The 15,594-nt window shown below is 61.4% G+C and carries 15 protein-coding genes; 5 read left to right on the top strand and 10 right to left on the bottom strand.

The features are described 5' to 3' along the window. The first annotated feature begins 16 nt into the window (after window positions 1-16). A complete protein-coding gene (locus ACP148_RS15115; RefSeq protein ID WP_421952037.1) occupies window positions 17-1,468 on the top strand; it encodes an aldehyde dehydrogenase in 1,452 nt (483 codons plus the stop codon). Window positions 1,469-1,561: 93 nt separating this feature from the next. On the opposite strand, the gene ACP148_RS15110 is transcribed toward ACP148_RS15115, so the two are convergent. After that, window positions 1,562-2,095 (bottom strand): 2,4'-dihydroxyacetophenone dioxygenase family protein, encoded by a 534-nt coding sequence (locus ACP148_RS15110; RefSeq protein WP_421952036.1) that lies wholly within the window; start codon window positions 2,093-2,095, stop codon window positions 1,562-1,564. Between the two features lie 26 nt (window positions 2,096-2,121). After that, window positions 2,122-3,828, bottom strand: coding sequence for a thiamine pyrophosphate-requiring protein (locus ACP148_RS15105; protein ID WP_421952035.1), 1,707 nt, complete (start codon window positions 3,826-3,828; stop codon window positions 2,122-2,124). Between the two features lie 302 nt (window positions 3,829-4,130). Here ACP148_RS15105 and ACP148_RS15100 point away from each other — a divergent pair, with 302 nt between their 5' ends. Genes ACP148_RS15100 through ACP148_RS15085 form a run of 4 tightly spaced genes read left to right on the top strand, consistent with a single transcriptional unit; the run spans window position 4,131 to window position 7,853 of the window. Next, window positions 4,131-5,180: a TRAP transporter substrate-binding protein gene (locus ACP148_RS15100; RefSeq protein ID WP_421952034.1), complete on the top strand. Its 1,050-nt coding sequence runs from the start codon at window positions 4,131-4,133 to the stop codon at window positions 5,178-5,180. A gap of 10 nt (window positions 5,181-5,190) precedes the next feature. Continuing rightward, complete coding sequence (locus ACP148_RS15095) at window positions 5,191-5,712, top strand: TRAP transporter small permease (RefSeq protein ID WP_421952033.1); 522 nt, start codon at window positions 5,191-5,193, stop codon at window positions 5,710-5,712. Between the two features lie 29 nt (window positions 5,713-5,741). Further along, window positions 5,742-7,064 (top strand): TRAP transporter large permease, encoded by a 1,323-nt coding sequence (locus ACP148_RS15090; protein ID WP_421952032.1) that lies wholly within the window; start codon window positions 5,742-5,744, stop codon window positions 7,062-7,064. Window positions 7,065-7,082: 18 nt separating this feature from the next. Further along, window positions 7,083-7,853, top strand: coding sequence for an IclR family transcriptional regulator (locus tag ACP148_RS15085; protein ID WP_421952031.1), 771 nt, complete (start codon window positions 7,083-7,085; stop codon window positions 7,851-7,853). Window positions 7,854-7,883: 30 nt separating this feature from the next. Here ACP148_RS15085 and ACP148_RS15080 read toward each other — a convergent pair whose 3' ends face one another. From ACP148_RS15080 to ACP148_RS15045, 8 genes are all read right to left on the bottom strand, one after another. Next, on the bottom strand, window positions 7,884-8,678 hold the full coding sequence (locus tag ACP148_RS15080) for an IclR family transcriptional regulator (RefSeq protein ID WP_421952030.1): 795 nt from the start codon (window positions 8,676-8,678) through the stop codon (window positions 7,884-7,886). A gap of 73 nt (window positions 8,679-8,751) precedes the next feature. Continuing rightward, window positions 8,752-9,945: an aminotransferase class V-fold PLP-dependent enzyme gene (locus ACP148_RS15075; RefSeq protein ID WP_421952029.1), complete on the bottom strand. Its 1,194-nt coding sequence runs from the start codon at window positions 9,943-9,945 to the stop codon at window positions 8,752-8,754. 10 nt (window positions 9,946-9,955) lie between these two features. After that, window positions 9,956-10,450, bottom strand: coding sequence for a RidA family protein (locus ACP148_RS15070; RefSeq protein ID WP_421952028.1), 495 nt, complete (start codon window positions 10,448-10,450; stop codon window positions 9,956-9,958). A 93-nt stretch (window positions 10,451-10,543) separates the two neighbouring features. After that, entirely contained in the window at window positions 10,544-11,530 is a 987-nt protein-coding gene (locus ACP148_RS15065; protein WP_421952027.1) for an ABC transporter ATP-binding protein, read from the bottom strand. Next, complete coding sequence (locus ACP148_RS15060) at window positions 11,527-12,543, bottom strand: ABC transporter ATP-binding protein (protein ID WP_421952026.1); 1,017 nt, start codon at window positions 12,541-12,543, stop codon at window positions 11,527-11,529. Before ACP148_RS15060 ends, ACP148_RS15065 begins: the two co-directional genes overlap by 4 nt. Then, window positions 12,540-13,757, bottom strand: coding sequence for an amidohydrolase/deacetylase family metallohydrolase (locus tag ACP148_RS15055; RefSeq protein WP_421952025.1), 1,218 nt, complete (start codon window positions 13,755-13,757; stop codon window positions 12,540-12,542). The genes ACP148_RS15060 and ACP148_RS15055 overlap by 4 nt, the downstream gene beginning before the upstream one ends. After that, on the bottom strand, window positions 13,758-14,624 hold the full coding sequence (locus ACP148_RS15050; protein WP_421952024.1) for an ABC transporter permease: 867 nt from the start codon (window positions 14,622-14,624) through the stop codon (window positions 13,758-13,760). Beyond that, window positions 14,624-15,565 (bottom strand): ABC transporter permease, encoded by a 942-nt coding sequence (locus tag ACP148_RS15045; protein WP_421952023.1) that lies wholly within the window; start codon window positions 15,563-15,565, stop codon window positions 14,624-14,626. Before ACP148_RS15045 ends, ACP148_RS15050 begins: the two co-directional genes overlap by 1 nt. Between the last annotated feature and the right edge of the window lie 29 nt (window positions 15,566-15,594).

Genomic DNA, 15,594 nt, shown 5'->3' with positions numbered 1-15,594 from the left:
GAAGAGGAGAAGAATTATGGATCAGCTCGGCCTGCTTATTGCCAACGAGGATCACCAAGCGACCGGAGGCGCGGTCTTTGAGCGCCTCAATCCCATTTCGGGCGAAGTGGCGACCCGCGCCGCGGCTGCCACCGTCGAGGACGCCCGCAGGGCTGCCGATGCTGCCGCTGCGGCGTTCCCCGAATGGTCCAAGACACTGCCCAAGGAACGGCGCAAGATCCTTTTGAAAGCCGCCGACCTGCTTGAGGAAAAAGGCCCGAAATTTGTTGAAGCCATGGGTGCCGAAATCGGCGCGACAGCCGGTTGGGCGATGTTCAACGTCATGCTCGCCGCCGACATGCTGCGCGAGGCCGCCAGCCTCGTGACCCAGATCAAGGGGGAGATAGTGCCCTCGAACCGTCCGGGTAGCCTTGCCATGGCGGTGCGCCAGCCGGCTGGCGTTGTCCTTGCCATGGCGCCCTGGAATGCGCCGGTCATTCTTGGCGTGCGCTCACTGGCCACGCCTCTGGCTTGCGGCAACACGGTGGTCATGAAGACCTCCGAGCTCTGCCCGCGCACCCACCGTCTGATTGTGGAAACACTGCTTGAAGCCGGCCTGCCCAAGGGTGCCCTCAATGCCGTCTCCAATGCACCCGACGACGCCGCCGAGATCGTTGAAGCCTTGATCGCACACCCGGCGGTGCGCCGCGTCAATTTCACGGGCTCGACTCGCGTCGGCCGCATCATCGGTGAAACAGCCGGACGTCACCTCAAGCCGGCTTTGCTCGAGCTGGGCGGCAAGGCGCCCTTCATCGTGCTCGACGATGCCGATCTCGATGAAGCCGTCGCCGCGGCCGCCTTCGGAGCCTATATGAACCAGGGCCAGATATGCATGTCCACCGAGCGCCTGGTGGTCATGGAGAGCATTGCCGATGCCTTCGTCGCCAAGCTGGCCGAAAAGGCCCGCACGCTGGTTGCCGGCGATCCGCGCAAGGGCGACACCCCTCTCGGCTCGGTAGTGGATGCCAGCGCCGCCCAGCGCCTCGAACAACTCATCAAGGACGCGACGGGCAAGGGCGCCGTCCTCGCTGCCGGTGGACGTATCGAAGGCACCATCATGGATGCGACCTTGCTCGACAAGGTGTCCCCCTCGATGCGCATTTATGGCGAGGAGTCGTTTGGCCCGGTCGTAACGGTGGTTCGTGTCGGCAGCATCGATGAAGCCCTCCGCGTCGCCAACGATACCGAATATGGCCTGTCTTCAGCCGTGTTCGGCAAGGACACCAACCGCGCTCTTGCCGTGGCACGCCGCATCGAAAGCGGCATCTGCCATGTCAACGGACCCACCGTCCATGACGAAGCCCAGATGCCTTTTGGCGGTGGAAAGGCTTCAGGATATGGGCGGTTTGGCGGCAATTGGGGCATTGCCGAATTCACCGAGTTGCGCTGGGTGACCGTGCAGGACGGCCACATCCACTATCCCATCTGACCCACGGGGCTGCTTGAAGTCTTGAGGAAAAGGCGCCCCGAGGGGCGCCTTTCGAAGACCCGAAGGGCCGCGCAAGCGAAAAGCGGATTTGATCTAGCGGAACAGTGAGTTCACATAGTCGGCGCCGATACCGACCTTGTCGTAATGGGTCCGGCACATCTCGATATAGTTGTGCACGTCGAAATACCCGTTGGGTTCGCCATCCTCATCGAGCCAGATCAGCGGACCGGTGACGGTGAAGAACACTTTCATCGGCTCTTCGTGCTCATAGGCCACCAGCGTATGGCCCTCGCCGGGGGTTTCGTAAACGAAATCGCCCTTGGTCGCCGTCCACTCGTGCTCGAGATAACCCCACTTCCCCGAAAGCGTGAGCGCAAAAACCTCGTGGGGGTGATAGTGACGGTTGACCAGGCCCGCCTCCTTGGCCATCAGGATATCGCACCATTTATTCTGGGTGGGCGAGATCCACAGCGGCCGCGATGAGACGGTTTCGGTAAACGGCACATAGTACCGTTCGTCCTCGGTCGGCGCGTTTTCCAGATAGACTTCGGGCAGCGCGTCAGGCTGGAACACCTTGGTTATGGGTTTCAAATCCTTCCAGAATTCGGTCTTGGCAAGTTCAGGCATATATCTCCTCCAGGGTTGGGCCCGGTTCAGTTGCGGATTGTGATATCGAGCAGCGCCAGGCCGCGCTTTTGCGAAACATGGCCGATGGCTTCGGCCAGCGCCACCTCCAGCTCGTCGGCGTTCTCGACCTTGCGGGCATAGGCCCGGCTCGCTTCAGCCACCTTGATGAAATCGGGAATTGGCGACAGCGCCGTCAGCGGCATCTGATTGGTCTTTGAGGCATACCCTTCGGGATAGATGTCGAGCACCGAATGGCGCACCGCCGCCCACTCGGCATTGTTCATGACGATAACCAGAACCGGCAGCTCCAGTGCTTCGGCGATCTGGTGGCATGCAACGGGGTTGGCGAACATGTAGGAGCCATCCCCCATCGTCGCGACGACAAGCTGTTCACGATCGGCCAGTTGCATGCCGAGCGCTGCCGGGAACGACCAACCCAGCCCGCCCGCGTGCGGTTCCTGATACCAGGCGTGGTGATGGTCCAGCGTCATGGCCGGCATCGGGCATCCCCGCTCCGACAACAGAACCGCTTCGCGCCCCACCAGCGCCTGCGACACTTTCAGGGCGACATAATCGGCGGTCATGGTCCCCTCTCGGCCGATCTCCGCGTGCTCGATCGCCGTCTTGCGCGTTGTTTCGTTGCGCTCGACAGTTTCGCTCCGGCGGGCAGTCACCGCTTGGCCCGGCTCAATTCCGTCCATCGCAGCCGCCAGAGCCAGAACACCGTCCGACAGTTCGCAAGCAATCGAAATATCGGAGCGGAAATTGCGGATCGGCATGCGCGCCTTGAGCGGATCGGGGCCGATATGAACCACCGTGGCATCGTCGCGCGCCGCATGGGCCTGCTGCGACCACGGCGCGAGCGAATCGAGCACGATCACCAGATCGGCTCGTTCCAGAAGCCATTTGGGGTCGATCCCTGCGTACATCGGATGATCGGTGGCAATGGCGATCTGCACGGCCCAATAATGGCATACCGGTACCGCCCAGCGCTCCGCCAGGGTGCCGAGCGCCGCGAAAGCCTCGGTGCTTCCCGCACCGTGCTGGGCAAGGATGACCGGGAACTTTGCCTCTTTGATCTTTCTTGCTACCTGCCCGATTTGCGTCGGATCGGCGCCGATCCGGGCCGGCTGCATGCTCAGGGGTGCGGCGATGTCGTCGGGTTTGTAGGGCTCGCACAGCACCTCGCGCGGCAGCGCCGTATAGACAGGACCCTTCGGCGTTGAATTTGCAATGGCGTAAGCCCGGTCCACCAGAGCGCCAGCCTGTTCGGGAAACCGCAGCTCATAATCCCATTTGACGGCCTCGCGGACCAGCGCGGCCTGATCGCGCATTTCCTGGCCCCATCCGATGGGGACCGTCCGCGCCCCAAAGCGCCCCGCCTCGGTCACCGGTGTTCGACCGGAAAACAGCATGATGGGGATGTTCTCGACCGCCGCGTTGATGGCCCCGGTCGCACAATTGGCGAGCCCGACATTGGTGTGGGCCATGACGGCCTGTGCGCGCCCGGTCGCAAGAAAATAGCCGTGCGCCATGCCCATCGCCGCGCTTTCATGGGGCATCACGAGAGCATGTGGCAACGGTACATCCTTGGCCGACGCTTCAGCCAGCCCTTCGATGATGGGCGGGAAATCCGTGCCGGAGTTAGCAAAGATATAGTCGACGCCGACAGCTTTGAGCCGCGCAAGCAAGGCCCCGCCTGCCGTGAGAGTAAGCTGCTTTTGCTGGTTCATAGAAAACTGCTATATATGAAATTAGATTTTCATCATTTAGCATGTCGATTGTGTCGTTGGCAGTCAATTGCAAATCCCGGGTGCGGCGTGAAAATTGCGAACAGGAGCAAGCAGCAGAACGGAATTCGAGAGGATAAGTCCAGAACTTCTTGGGTTCTTCATCGCACTCATAACCCATGGCATATGAGTTCAGCGCAGCAAGTTATTTTACAATACGAATCATATATTGCTAAATATGAAATACCGATGCGCAGACATCGGTTCACATCGTCCCGCTGGAGAGGGACCAGGAGGAGATAACCATGACATCATTAACCCGTCGGGCGGCTCTCGGTGCTGGAGCACTTTTCGTTTCCACGGCTTTGGCCGGCCCCGCGTTCGCGCAGGCCGAGTTCACCTTCACCCTTCATCATTTTCTCGGGCCGGGCGCACCGGCGCAGACCCAGATGCTCGAGCCTTGGGCCGAGCGTATCGAAGAAGCGTCCGGTGGCCGCGTCGATATCGAGATCTATCCTTCGATGTCGCTCGGAGGCACGCCCGCCGAATTGATCCGTCAGGCGCGCGATGGCGTTGTCGACATGATCTGGACGCTCAACGGCTATTCGCCGGGGCTGTTCCCGCGCACCGAAGTGTTCGAGCTGCCCAATATCCATATCAACGACCCCATCGCCACCAATCTGGCTATCGCCGACTTGTTCGACCAATATTTCGCTGAAGAGCATGTGGGCGTTAAGGTTCTGTTCCAGCACGTCCATGCCGGTCAGGCCATTCATATGGCGTCCAGGGAGGCCCGCTCGCCTGACGATCTGGCTGGCACAACCTTGCGCATTCCGACGCGGACCGGTGCCTGGGTTGTGGAGGCTCTGGGCGGTAACCCCGTTTCCATGCCGGTTCCCGATTTCCCGCAGGCTCTCTCGCGCGGCGTGGTCGATGGCGGGCTCATTCCCTGGGAAATCATTCCCGCCCTGCAGCTCCAGGACCTGACCGATTACCAGATCGAACTGGCCGACAAGGGCCGTCTGGGCGCCAGCGTCTTCCAGGTCTCGATGAATCTCGATCGCTGGAATTCGCTGCCCGAGGATATCCAGCAGATATTCCTCGACAATTCGGACGAAGACTGGCTGCGCGAGGTGGGTCAGATCTGGCGCGATATCGACGAGGCCGGCATCGCCATCGCCACCGAGGCGGGCAATGAGCACATCACGCTTTCCGAAGAGGAAAGCGCAGCGTTCATTGAAGCCGTCGAACCGGTTGTCGGGCGCTGGGTCGACGAAGTTGGCGGGCAGGGCTCCATCGATGCCCAGGCCATCGTCGACGCTGCGCGCGCAGCGGTCGCCGCGCACACCGAATAGGGGAACCGCAATGGCAGCGACGCCGAAACGACAGGCTGCGGTGCGGATCATCCGCGATCTCACCCGCTATTGGGCCCTGCTTGGCGGGCTCATCATCCTCGGCGTCGTTGCCGTCAACGTCTATAGCGTGGCGCTGATCATGCTGTTCGATCGGCCCTTCCCGGGCGTTTATGAGATCGTTCAGGTGGGCACCGCGGTCGGCATGTTCATGTTCCTGCCCTATTGCCAGATCACCGGCGCCAACGTGACTGCTGACATCTTCACCTCGGGCATGGGCCGCCGGGCGATCGTGGCCCTGGCTGGGCTCGGTGCGCTTTGCGCCATCGCCTTCGCGGCCATCCTTCTTTGGCGCATGAGCTTTGGCCTGATCGATCAGATGACCTATCGCGAAACCACCGCCATCTACCAGTTTCCCCTCTGGTATGCCTTCCTGCCCATCCTGGTTTCGCTGGTCCTCCTGGCGCTTTCCGGCATCGCCAACCTTATTCAGGCCACCGCCGGAATTATCCCGGAAGAAGCCGAATCCGCCTGAACCGTCTCAACCCGATCGGATCATTTTCCATGACTTCACAATTGCTGGTCGGATTGACTGGTCTGGCCGTTCTGATCGGCATGATCGCCATCCGCATTCCCATAGGTTACGCCATGGCGGCGGTCGGCATGGGCGGTGTGCTGATTCTTTCCGGCCCCGCCATTTTGCTTTCCCAGCTCAAGACGCTGGCCTATGGCACCTTCTCAAATTATGACCTCTCGGTAGTTCCCCTGTTCATCCTGATGGGCCATATCGCCACCAGGGCCCAACTGTCTCAGAGTCTGTTCCGCGCCGCCAACGCCTGGTTCGGCCGGTTGCGCGGTGGCGTCGCCATGGCGGCAATCGCCGCATGTGCCGGCTTTGGCGCCGTATGCGGTTCTTCGCTCGCAACCGCCTCGACCATGGGTAAGGTGGCTCTCCCCGAACTGCGCCGCTATAGATATTCACCCGCCCTGGCGACGGGAACGCTCGCTGCTGGCGGCGTGCTCGGCATTCTCATTCCGCCCTCGGTGGTCCTCGTCGTTTACGCGGTGATCGTTGAAGCCAATATCGTCACGATGTTCTCAGCAGCGCTGGTTCCAGGCCTGATCGCGGTCATATTCTTTATGATCGTTATCGCCATCTATACCTGGCTCGTGCCCGAGGCCGGGCCGCGAGGTGGTCAGGTCAGCCGTGACGAACTGATTAAAGCAACCATTGGCGTCCTGCCCGTCGTCGTCGTGTTCGGGCTGGTCATTGGCGGCATTTATGCTGGCCTGTTCACGCCCACCCCCGCAGCCTCCATCGGCGTATTTCTGGTTCTCGCCTATGGCGTCGTCAGACGCCTCGTCGGCTGGCGCGACGTCCTCGATTCCATCCTCGAAACGGCCAAGACCGCGGGCATGATCTACCTCATCGTTCTGGGTGCCGAATTGCTCAAGATCTTCATGTCGCGCGGTGGCGTGCCCCAGGCGGCAGCCGATATGATGCTCAATTCGGGACTTGAGCCGATGATGATCCTCATCTTGCTCCTCGTGGCGCTCATCGTTCTTGGTTGCCTTATGGATTCGCTCTCGATGATCCTCCTGGCCATGCCGTTTTTCTGGCCGGTCGTTGCCCAGCTCGATTTCGGCATGAGTCTTGATGATACCAAGGTCTGGTTCGGCATCCTGGCCCTGATCGTGGTCGAGCTCGGGCTGATAACCCCACCGGTCGGCATGAATGTCTTTGTCATCAATTCCATGGCCCGCGACATTCCGATGTGGGAGACATTCAAGGGCGCCCTGCCGTTTTTTGCCGCCGAGATCGTTCGGGTCGCACTTTTGCTGGCATTTCCGGCCATAGTGTTGTTCTTTCCCAAGCTTATCGGGTAGGCGGCAACGGGGGTCGGATTGGCCACGCAACTCAACAATTCGGTTTCCAAGGCTTTTGACATCCTTCGCCTTTTCGGACGCGGCCGACAGCGTGTTTCAGCGGCAGACGTGGTGCGCGAGCTCGGCATGAACGCCATCACGGCCCATAGGTTTCTCAAGACGCTCGAAGCGGAGGGCGCGCTCGTTCAGGTGAGCAAGGGCAGTTTCCGCCTTGGCTATATGCTTGTCGACCTCGGCGACCGTGCCCTCGAACAGGATCGCCTCGGCCAACTCTTGCAGCCATTGCTCGAGGAGATCACCAGCGACCTCAAGGAAGCGTCCATGGCCACCATCTACCAGACGGGTATGGTGGTCTGCGTTGCCCGGGCCACGCCGCAGCGCTCGCTTTCGGTCGATATCAGGGTAGGCGACCGGCTGGAGGCCTATTGCACCGCCCATGGCAAGATGTGGCTGGCTCACGTTTCGCCGCGTGAGCGCGAAAAATACCTTTCCTCGCTCAAGTTCGAAGCGTTCACCAACCGCACCATCACCAACCGGGCCGGGCTCGAAGAGGAAATCGATCTCGCGCGCCAGCGTGGCTTTTCTTACAATATGGGCGAACGTGAAGAGGGCATAACCGCCATTGCGGTGCCGGTGCTCACCTCGGGCGGGCGCATGGTGGCGGGGCTCTCCATGTTCGGCCCAACATCGCGCATCAATCGCGAAACTCTAGACAGCGCCATCGACCGGCTCAAATCGGCGGCCTGCGAAGCCTCCGTCCTGCTCTACGGCAAAGGCCTGGTCGAATAGCAATCGATCATGAGACGATGATCGCGCTGGTCAGCGTGACCACCCCAGTCGCCTTGCAATATTGATTGCGCTTTGGCGCACAAGTTCCTTGAGATCGGGATCGCTCTGTTCGACTTTCTGATCTGGAACCACAATGGAAATGGTGGCCCGGCACGCGCCGGCCGTATCAAGGATCGGCGCGGCGATGCAGGCAATCGAATAGGCCGATTCTCCGGCCTGGATGGAAAGTCCCGCATCGAGCGCCTGTCGCGAGCTTGCCGTAAGAACCTCTATATCGGTTTCCGCCCGTCCAGTCGGCGAGGGGCAACTTGCATGCAAGAATATCCTGCGCCGCTCCTCCTCTGGCAAATGGCCGACCAGCAATCGCCCCGAAGCCGACCAGTTGAGCGGTGTGCGGCTTCCCACCTGTGAGGCGACCTGGAAATGGTCGGGCCCATCCACCATTCCCAGAACCACCATGAAATCCCCGTCCCGCCCGCAAATCTGCACGGTTTCTCCCGACGCGAGTGCGAGGTCGCTCATTTCGTGGTTGGCGGCATCCAGAAGGTCGACATGGCGGGCATAGGTCAGCCCGTAATGATACAGCCGGTGCCCGAACCACAACGTGCCATCCTCGAACCGGTCCAGCATGTCCTTTTCGACAAGGCCCTCGACCAGCGTATAGACCGTCGAGAGCGGCGCGCCCACAGCGCGGGCGATTTCATAAGCCGTGGCGGGCGCGTCGTTGCTTTGGAGAAAATCGAACACCTGCAGGATGCGGTCGAGCGCGCTGGTGCGCGTGCGCTTTGCCTTCCCCGCGTCCTTGGACGTTTCCAATGTGCTCATTTGGCGATCCTCCCGCGGGTGCCGCGCCCGGTTCAGTTTGCATTATTCTCCCCGGCGCGCAAATACGGCGTCTTCAGTCGGGCCAGTTCAGGATGGCTCTTTCCTGGGCCAGCATGCGAAGCCGCAAGTCGGAAACGATCGGCGTATTGGATTTTCGCGCCGCATCGAGTTCCTCGGTCAGCCGCTCGGCGACGACAATTTCCTCGTCCGGATGCAGATTGCAGGGGTCGAGATAGAAGTAATTGTGTTCCACTTCATGATCGCGCACGATTACCGGTCGTTCTCCCTGCGCCATGCGATCGGCCAGGTCCCAGGCCGAGATGTTGGCACCTTGCGGGTCGATCAGCACCTTGAGGCGGTCGAGCGGGTTTTCGGTGGGGTCGGGATCGATGATGGCCGTAACGCCATCGCGTCCCTCCAGCGTCGATTGCCAGAGATCGAGCGCCTTCTGTTCGCGCGCCCTTATCCCGGCGTGATCGCGTGTCTCCCAGGCTTCGAGTGCTGCGATAACCCCCGCCACGCCTTCCTTGCCCACCTTCATGCCACGGCCAACGCCCCGGTTCTGCAGGTAGCATGCGGCAACGAGATCTTTTTTGCCTGCGATGATGCCCGATGTCGGCCCACCCAGAAACTTGTGCCCCGAATAGAGCACCAGATCGGCACCCGCCTTTAAGAATTTCTCCAGGTCGTATTCGGATGCCGCGTCTACGATCACCGGCACGCCCTTTTCATGGGCGACCTCGCAGAACGTTTCGAGCGCGATCTGTCCATAATCGACAACGTGGTGCGAAATCACATAAACCGCCGCTGCGGTCTTGTCGGTTATCGCTCCGGCCAATTGATACGCGTGTGCGCTGGTCGCTTGGCCCACCGGCACCACTCTGGCGCCCGAAAGCCGGATGCCCTGTTCGACAGGCGCACCGTAGGAGACCATGTGCCCTGTCTGGATGACGATCTCGTCCTTGAGCCCATTGGCGTCGGGCAGGCGCTCGATTGCGGCCAGATCCTTGCCGGTCATCGTGGCGGCGCAGGCGAGCGTGATGGCGGCCGAGCAGGACGCCGTCACGCACCCCGCTTCCGCCCCGGTCAACCGCGCAATCGTACGCGAGGCAACGCGCTGGAGGTCGGACATCTCGGTCCATTGCGAAAGGACCGCGGCCACAGTTTCGACGGCGCGTGGCACGACGATCGATGCGCCCAGCGACGTCATGGTCCCCGAGCAGTTGATGACGGGGCGCAGTCCGAGTGTTTTGCGGATATCGGTCATTGAATTGTACTCAATTGTCTATGGCGACGATGGCTTCGATTTCTACAGTGATCGCATTGGGGAGCGAGGAAAAGCCGACAGCGGAACGGGCATGGACGCCTTTTTCGGCAAATACCGCATTGAACAGGTCCGAACAGCCATTGATGACCTGGGGGTGCTCGGTAAAGTCGGTGGTGGCATTGACCATGCCCAAAACCTTGACGATGCGGCGCACCCGGCCCAGATCGCCCAGCGCATCCGCCATGACGGCAATCAGGTTAAGCCCGGTCAGCCTGGCATGCTTATAAGCCTCCTCGGTCGAGACCGTATCGCCCACCTTGCCCGAGTGGCGCCGGCCATCGGGATAGGTCGGCCCCTGGCCCGAGAGATAGAGCATATTGCCCTCGATCACATGGGTGACGAAGTTGGCGATTGGCGGCGCGGCCGGGGGCAGGGTGAGCCCCAGCGCGGCGAGCCGTTCATGGGGGCCCTGATCCGCGCGCTTTTTCGCCTCGGAGACAGTCATGGGAAACTCCAGCTAGAATGCGATCAGGACCCGAGGGCCGCGAAGCGAAAGGTTGCAGACCTTGCCGGTTCGATCGCACGACAAAACAAAAACTCAGGACGCCTGCGCCAGTTCTTCATGGCGGATACAGGCAACGTGGTGGTCGCCGCCGAGATGTTCGGTGGGCGGGATGGTTTGGGCGCACGCCCCGATGGCGTATGGACAGCGCGTACGGAATACGCATCCGGATGGCGGATTGATGGGACTTGGTATGTCCCCTCCAAGAGGGACGTGTTCGCGGCGCCGCGTCGGATCGGGAATCGGCGCCGTGGCCAGCAGGGCCCTGGTATAGGGATGGCGCGGATTGGCATAGACGACCCGCGACGGTCCCCGTTCCATGACCCGTCCCAGATACATGACCACCACCTCGTCGCAAAGATATTCGACGACCGAAAGATCATGGGCGATGAACAGCAGCGTCAGGCCCAGCCGCTTCTGCAGATCGCTCAACAAGTTGAGCACCTGCGCCTGCACGGACACGTCGAGCGCCGAAACCGGCTCGTCGGCCACCACGAATTCGGGCTCCACGGCAAGCGCTCGCGCGATCCCGATGCGCTGACGCTGCCCCCCCGAAAACTCGTGCGGAAAGCGTCGTGCGTGCTCGGGAGTCAGCCCCACCAGCGTCAAAAGCTCTGCCACCCGATCCTTGCGCTTTTCCCCCTTGGGATAATTGCACGCATCGAGCGCTTCCCCCAGGATCGCTTCGACCCTCATGCGCGGATTGAGAGAGGAAAACGGGTCCTGGAAAATAATCTGCATGCGCTGGCGATAGGCCCGCATCTCTCGTTCCGGGAGCGCGAAGATGTCGACCCCGTCAAACACCGCCTTGCCCCCCGTGGGTTCGATCAGGCGCAGCAACGTGCGCCCGGCCGTCGTTTTGCCGGACCCCGATTCACCCACCAGCCCGACCGTCGTGCCGCGCTTTATGGCAAAGCTCACGTCCTCGACTGCATGAACAGTCCTGCCGCCACGGCCCGAAAAGCGTTTGACCAGTCCCTCGACGGCCAGCAGCGGCGCAGCGGTTTCCATACCAGCGCTCATATCTCGGCACTCCTTAGACAGCGCGACAGCCGATCGGCGCCGGCGCTTTCGAGCTGGGGTGGAAGCGTGGTGCAGGCCGGTATGGCATAGCGGCAGCGCGGCTCGAACGCGCAACCCGGTGGCAGGGCGGTAATGGGCGGCACCGAGCCGGGAATGGAATAAAGCGCCCGACGCTCGCCATCGGGCTCGAGATCGCGTCCCGCATTTGGCGTACAGGCCAGAAGCCCCTCGGTATAGGGATGCTTCTGCTTTTGAAACAATGGGACGACCGGCGCCTGCTCGACAACGCGCCCGGCATACATCACCACCACCTCATGGGCGATTTCAGCCACCACCCCAAGATTGTGGGTGATGAACAGGATCGACATCCCAAGCTGTTCCTGTAGCCGGCGCAACAGATCGAGAATTTGCGCCTGGATGGTGACGTCGAGCGCAGTTGTGGGCTCATCGGCGATCAGCAGTGATGGATTGCAGGCCAGTGCCATGGCGATCATCACGCGCTGACGCATGCCGCCCGACATCTGGTGGGGGTAATCGTCGAGCCGGTTGGCGGCGTCGGGAATTTCCACGTGCCCGAGCATTTCGAGCGCCCGCTTGCGGGTTTCGTCCCGCCCGATATTTTCATGCAGCGCGATCATTTCCCCGATCTGGTCGCCCACCGTATAAAGCGGGTTGAGGCTGGTCATGGGCTCTTGGAAGATCATGGCGATTTCCCGGCCGCGCAACTTGCGAAACCCGCGCGCCGAGGTCCGTGCAAGGTCATGCACGATGCCATTGGAATCCCTGAACAGGGCTTCTCCGCTTTCGATTTCGCCGGGGCGAGACAAAAGGCCCATGATAGAGAGCGACGTCACCGATTTGCCCGATCCCGATTCCCCGACAACGGCCAGCGTCTGGCCGCGCTTAAGGTCGAATGTCACCCCGTCCACAGCCTTGGCGGTCAGCCGCTTCGTCTTGAACCAGGTGCGCAGGTCGCGCACCGAAAGGATCGTATCGGGAGCGAGCTCTCTCATAGCGCCCAACCGCAATGGGGGCAGTTGGCCAGTTGTGCGCCCGGTGCCGGCTGGTAGCGGTGCGCTTTTATGGCCCGCGCGCCAAGGATGGCGTGGCGCGGCTCAAAGATCTCATGCAGCGTCGAAGCGATGCCCTTGGAGTCCTTGACCTCGATATCGCTCCTTTCGAGGTCGAAAATCGTAAACTCGGCCGGTTTGCCCTTGGCCAGAAGGTCGGTGTGATCGCGCCGAATCGCCTTGCGCGGGGCTATGGTTGCTGCGCGGATCACATCTTCAAAGCCCATGCCGAGCGAGAGCAGCTTGGACATCGTGGTGCCCATGTCCCAGACCGCGCCGTCCATGGAACGATTGTGCAGATCGGTCGAAATGGTCTGCGGCAGCATGTTCTTTGCCAGTGCTGCCTTGGCGACCTCGAACGAAAACGAAGCGCCGCCGTGGCCGACATCGAGCACCACCCCGCGCGCCGCGGCATCCTCGACAAGGGCGTAGAGGTCCTCATCTTCGAGGATCGAGCCACCGACCTTGCCGTTGAAACAATGGGTGACGATGTCCCCTTCGGTCAGCAGCGAAAGAATATCGTCATAGAGCGGGGGCGGTTCGCCCACATGCACCATGATCGGCAGCTTGAGCACGCGCCCGAGCTTTTTGGCCAGCTTGACCGGTACCAGATCCCAGCCGCCCGAAATCACCGCGCTGGCCCGGACCTTGAGCCCGACGATCACGTCGCGATTGGCTTCGACGGTCGCCGCGATCCGGTCGATATCGATCGAGCGCATGTCCTGGAGTTCGGTCACCCGGTTGCAGGCCACTAGGCCGATCGAGCCGATGTTTAAGAATGCGTAGACGTTCTCGAGGGCCGGCTCGATCATCAATTCGCGCAGGCCGTGGAAATTGGCTTCGCCCGCCGAGCCGGCATCGACCATGGTGGTCACCCCATGCCGCGCGCCGCACTGCTCGGGCCTCAATGAAATGTCGGTGCCGCCATACCAGATGTGGGTGTGGATATCGGTCCACCCTGCCGAAAGATAACTGCCCCCGGCATCGACAATTTCCGCATCGTGGGGCACGGCGATGGCGGTTCCGGTCTCGATAATCTTCCCGTCCCGGCCGACAAGGATATCGATGGCTGACGAGGTGACGCCGGCAAAACCGACCGGTTTCGCGTTGCGGATCAGAAGCGGTTTTTCGGCGAGTGGAAACTGATTGCCGATCATCTAGATGTCCTTTGCAAGACGGGGGTCGAGGAGGTCGCGCAAACCGTCGCCCAGAAGCTGGAGCGCCAGAACGGTTATGACGATGGCGAGACCGGGATAAAGCAGAAGCCAGCTTGCCGAATTCATGAACTGGCGGCCAGCCGAAATCATGGTGCCCCAGGTCGGAATATCGGGTGAAATGCCCACTCCGAGAAACGACAGTCCGGCTTCGGCCAGGATGGCCTGCGCGAAAATGAAGGTGCCCTGCACCAGGAGCGGCGAAGTGACGTTGCGTAAAACGTGCCGCACGAGAATAACGGGGGTCGGCACGGCCAGCGCGCGCGCCGCCTCGACATAGGGCAATTCCCGGATCACCAGCGTTGAGGCGCGCACAACCCGCGCCATGCGCGGGGCATAAACAATCCCCAACGCCAGCACTACATTGAACGCCGAAGCCCCCAGCGCCGCCACCAGCGCAATGGCCAGAAGGATATCGGGAAACGCCATCATCGCGTCGATGACCCGCGACACCGGCGCATCGGCCTTGCGAAAGAAACCGGCCACCAGCCCCAGAACGATGCCGATCAGCGACGAGACGATGACAACCGAAAACGCCACCGAAAGCGAGGTCTGCCCGGCATAAAGCACTCGGGTGAGGATATCGCGGCCCAATTCATCGGTGCCCAGCCAGAACTGGCCATTGGGGGCGGTCAGCCGGTTGACGATCGACAGCTGGCTCGGACTGTGCGGCGTGAGCAGGGGCGCAAAGATTGCTGCAAGCACGACCAGCGTTATGACGACCAGCCCGGCCGCAGCAGTCGGTCGCGCCAGAAGACGGATCAAAAGATTGGGCGATTTGCCCTGTACTGAAGAAGCGAGCGCGGCCATCAGTACCTCACACGCGGATCGACGAGCAGGTAAAGCATGTCGATGACGAAATTGACCAACACATAGAGCCCGGCAACGATCAGCAGCGCCCCCTGGATCACCGGATAGTCGCGCCGCAATACCGCCGAAACGATCAGATTGCCGACGCCGGGCAGCGCGAACACCGTCTCGGTGACAATCGCCCCCGAAATCAGCAGCGCCGCCGTCAGCCCGATCACGGTGAGAATAGGGATCAGCGCATTCTTGAGCGCGTGACGGACAACGACCCGCCATTCGCTCATCCCCTTGGACCGTGCAGTGCGCACATAATCGTCGTTGAGCACGTCGAGCATCGACGCACGGGTAAAGCGCATGATGAGCGCCGAAGAAACGATCCCCAGCGTCGTTGCGGGCAGAACGAGGTGATAAAGCCTTTCACCCAACGACGAATAAGGGCCGCCATAGCCCGAGGTCGGGAACCAGCCAAAGCTTACAGCGAAGGTCTGGATGAAGATCAGCCCCAGCCAGAAACTGGGAACTGAAGCGGCAAACATCGCAAGCGAGGTCATAGTCTGGTCGAACCACGACCCGCGCCAATAGGCCGAAGCGACGCCGATCGGCAGTGCGATCACCGTTGCAATGGCCAGCGAGAAAATGGTGAGGAAAAAGGTCGGCTCGGCCCGCAGCCAAAGAGCCGTCGTTACCGGCTGCCCCAGAAAGATCGACTGCCCGAGGTCGCCGCGAAAAATGCCCCCGACATAGGAGATGAACTGCTCGAGGATCGTGCCGTCGAGCCCCAGCCGCTGGCGCAACGCCTCGACATCGGCCGCGGTGGCATCGGGACCGAGCATGACAGCAGCCGGATCGCCCGGGGTCACCCGAACGATGATGAAAACGATCGTCACGACGATGGCCATCACCGTGAGCATGCCGATCAGTCTGTTGAGCGCAGCACTAAGCATCTGGCAACTTTCCAAAATGGGCGCGAAGG

The organism is Pelagibacterium sp., from assembly GCF_965249125.1.
Taxonomy (GTDB): Bacteria; Pseudomonadota; Alphaproteobacteria; order Rhizobiales; family Devosiaceae; genus Pelagibacterium.
Note: the sequence above shows the minus strand (reverse complement) of the source record. Positions and strands in the feature narration are given on the sequence as shown.

Bases quoted from the DNA above. Each gene is read 5' to 3' on its own strand.
- ACP148_RS15090 (WP_421952032.1), top strand. From the start codon at position 5,742: ATGACTTCACAATTGCTGGTCGGATTGACTGGTCTGGCCGTTCTGATC.
- ACP148_RS15060 (WP_421952026.1), bottom strand. From the start codon at position 12,543: ATGAGAGAGCTCGCTCCCGATACGATCCTTTCGGTGCGCGACCTGCGC.
- ACP148_RS15110 (WP_421952036.1), bottom strand. From the start codon at position 2,095: ATGCCTGAACTTGCCAAGACCGAATTCTGGAAGGATTTGAAACCCATA.
- ACP148_RS15065 (WP_421952027.1), bottom strand. From the start codon at position 11,530: ATGAGCGCTGGTATGGAAACCGCTGCGCCGCTGCTGGCCGTCGAGGGA.
- ACP148_RS15080 (WP_421952030.1), bottom strand. From the start codon at position 8,678: ATGAGCACATTGGAAACGTCCAAGGACGCGGGGAAGGCAAAGCGCACG.
- ACP148_RS15050 (WP_421952024.1), bottom strand. From the start codon at position 14,624: ATGGCCGCGCTCGCTTCTTCAGTACAGGGCAAATCGCCCAATCTTTTG.
- ACP148_RS15055 (WP_421952025.1), bottom strand. From the start codon at position 13,757: ATGATCGGCAATCAGTTTCCACTCGCCGAAAAACCGCTTCTGATCCGC.
- ACP148_RS15070 (WP_421952028.1), bottom strand. From the start codon at position 10,450: ATGACTGTCTCCGAGGCGAAAAAGCGCGCGGATCAGGGCCCCCATGAA.
- ACP148_RS15115 (WP_421952037.1), top strand. From the start codon at position 17: ATGGATCAGCTCGGCCTGCTTATTGCCAACGAGGATCACCAAGCGACC.
- ACP148_RS15105 (WP_421952035.1), bottom strand. From the start codon at position 3,828: ATGAACCAGCAAAAGCAGCTTACTCTCACGGCAGGCGGGGCCTTGCTT.
- ACP148_RS15075 (WP_421952029.1), bottom strand. From the start codon at position 9,945: ATGACCGATATCCGCAAAACACTCGGACTGCGCCCCGTCATCAACTGC.
- ACP148_RS15100 (WP_421952034.1), top strand. From the start codon at position 4,131: ATGACATCATTAACCCGTCGGGCGGCTCTCGGTGCTGGAGCACTTTTC.
- ACP148_RS15095 (WP_421952033.1), top strand. From the start codon at position 5,191: ATGGCAGCGACGCCGAAACGACAGGCTGCGGTGCGGATCATCCGCGAT.
- ACP148_RS15045 (WP_421952023.1), bottom strand. From the start codon at position 15,565: ATGCTTAGTGCTGCGCTCAACAGACTGATCGGCATGCTCACGGTGATG.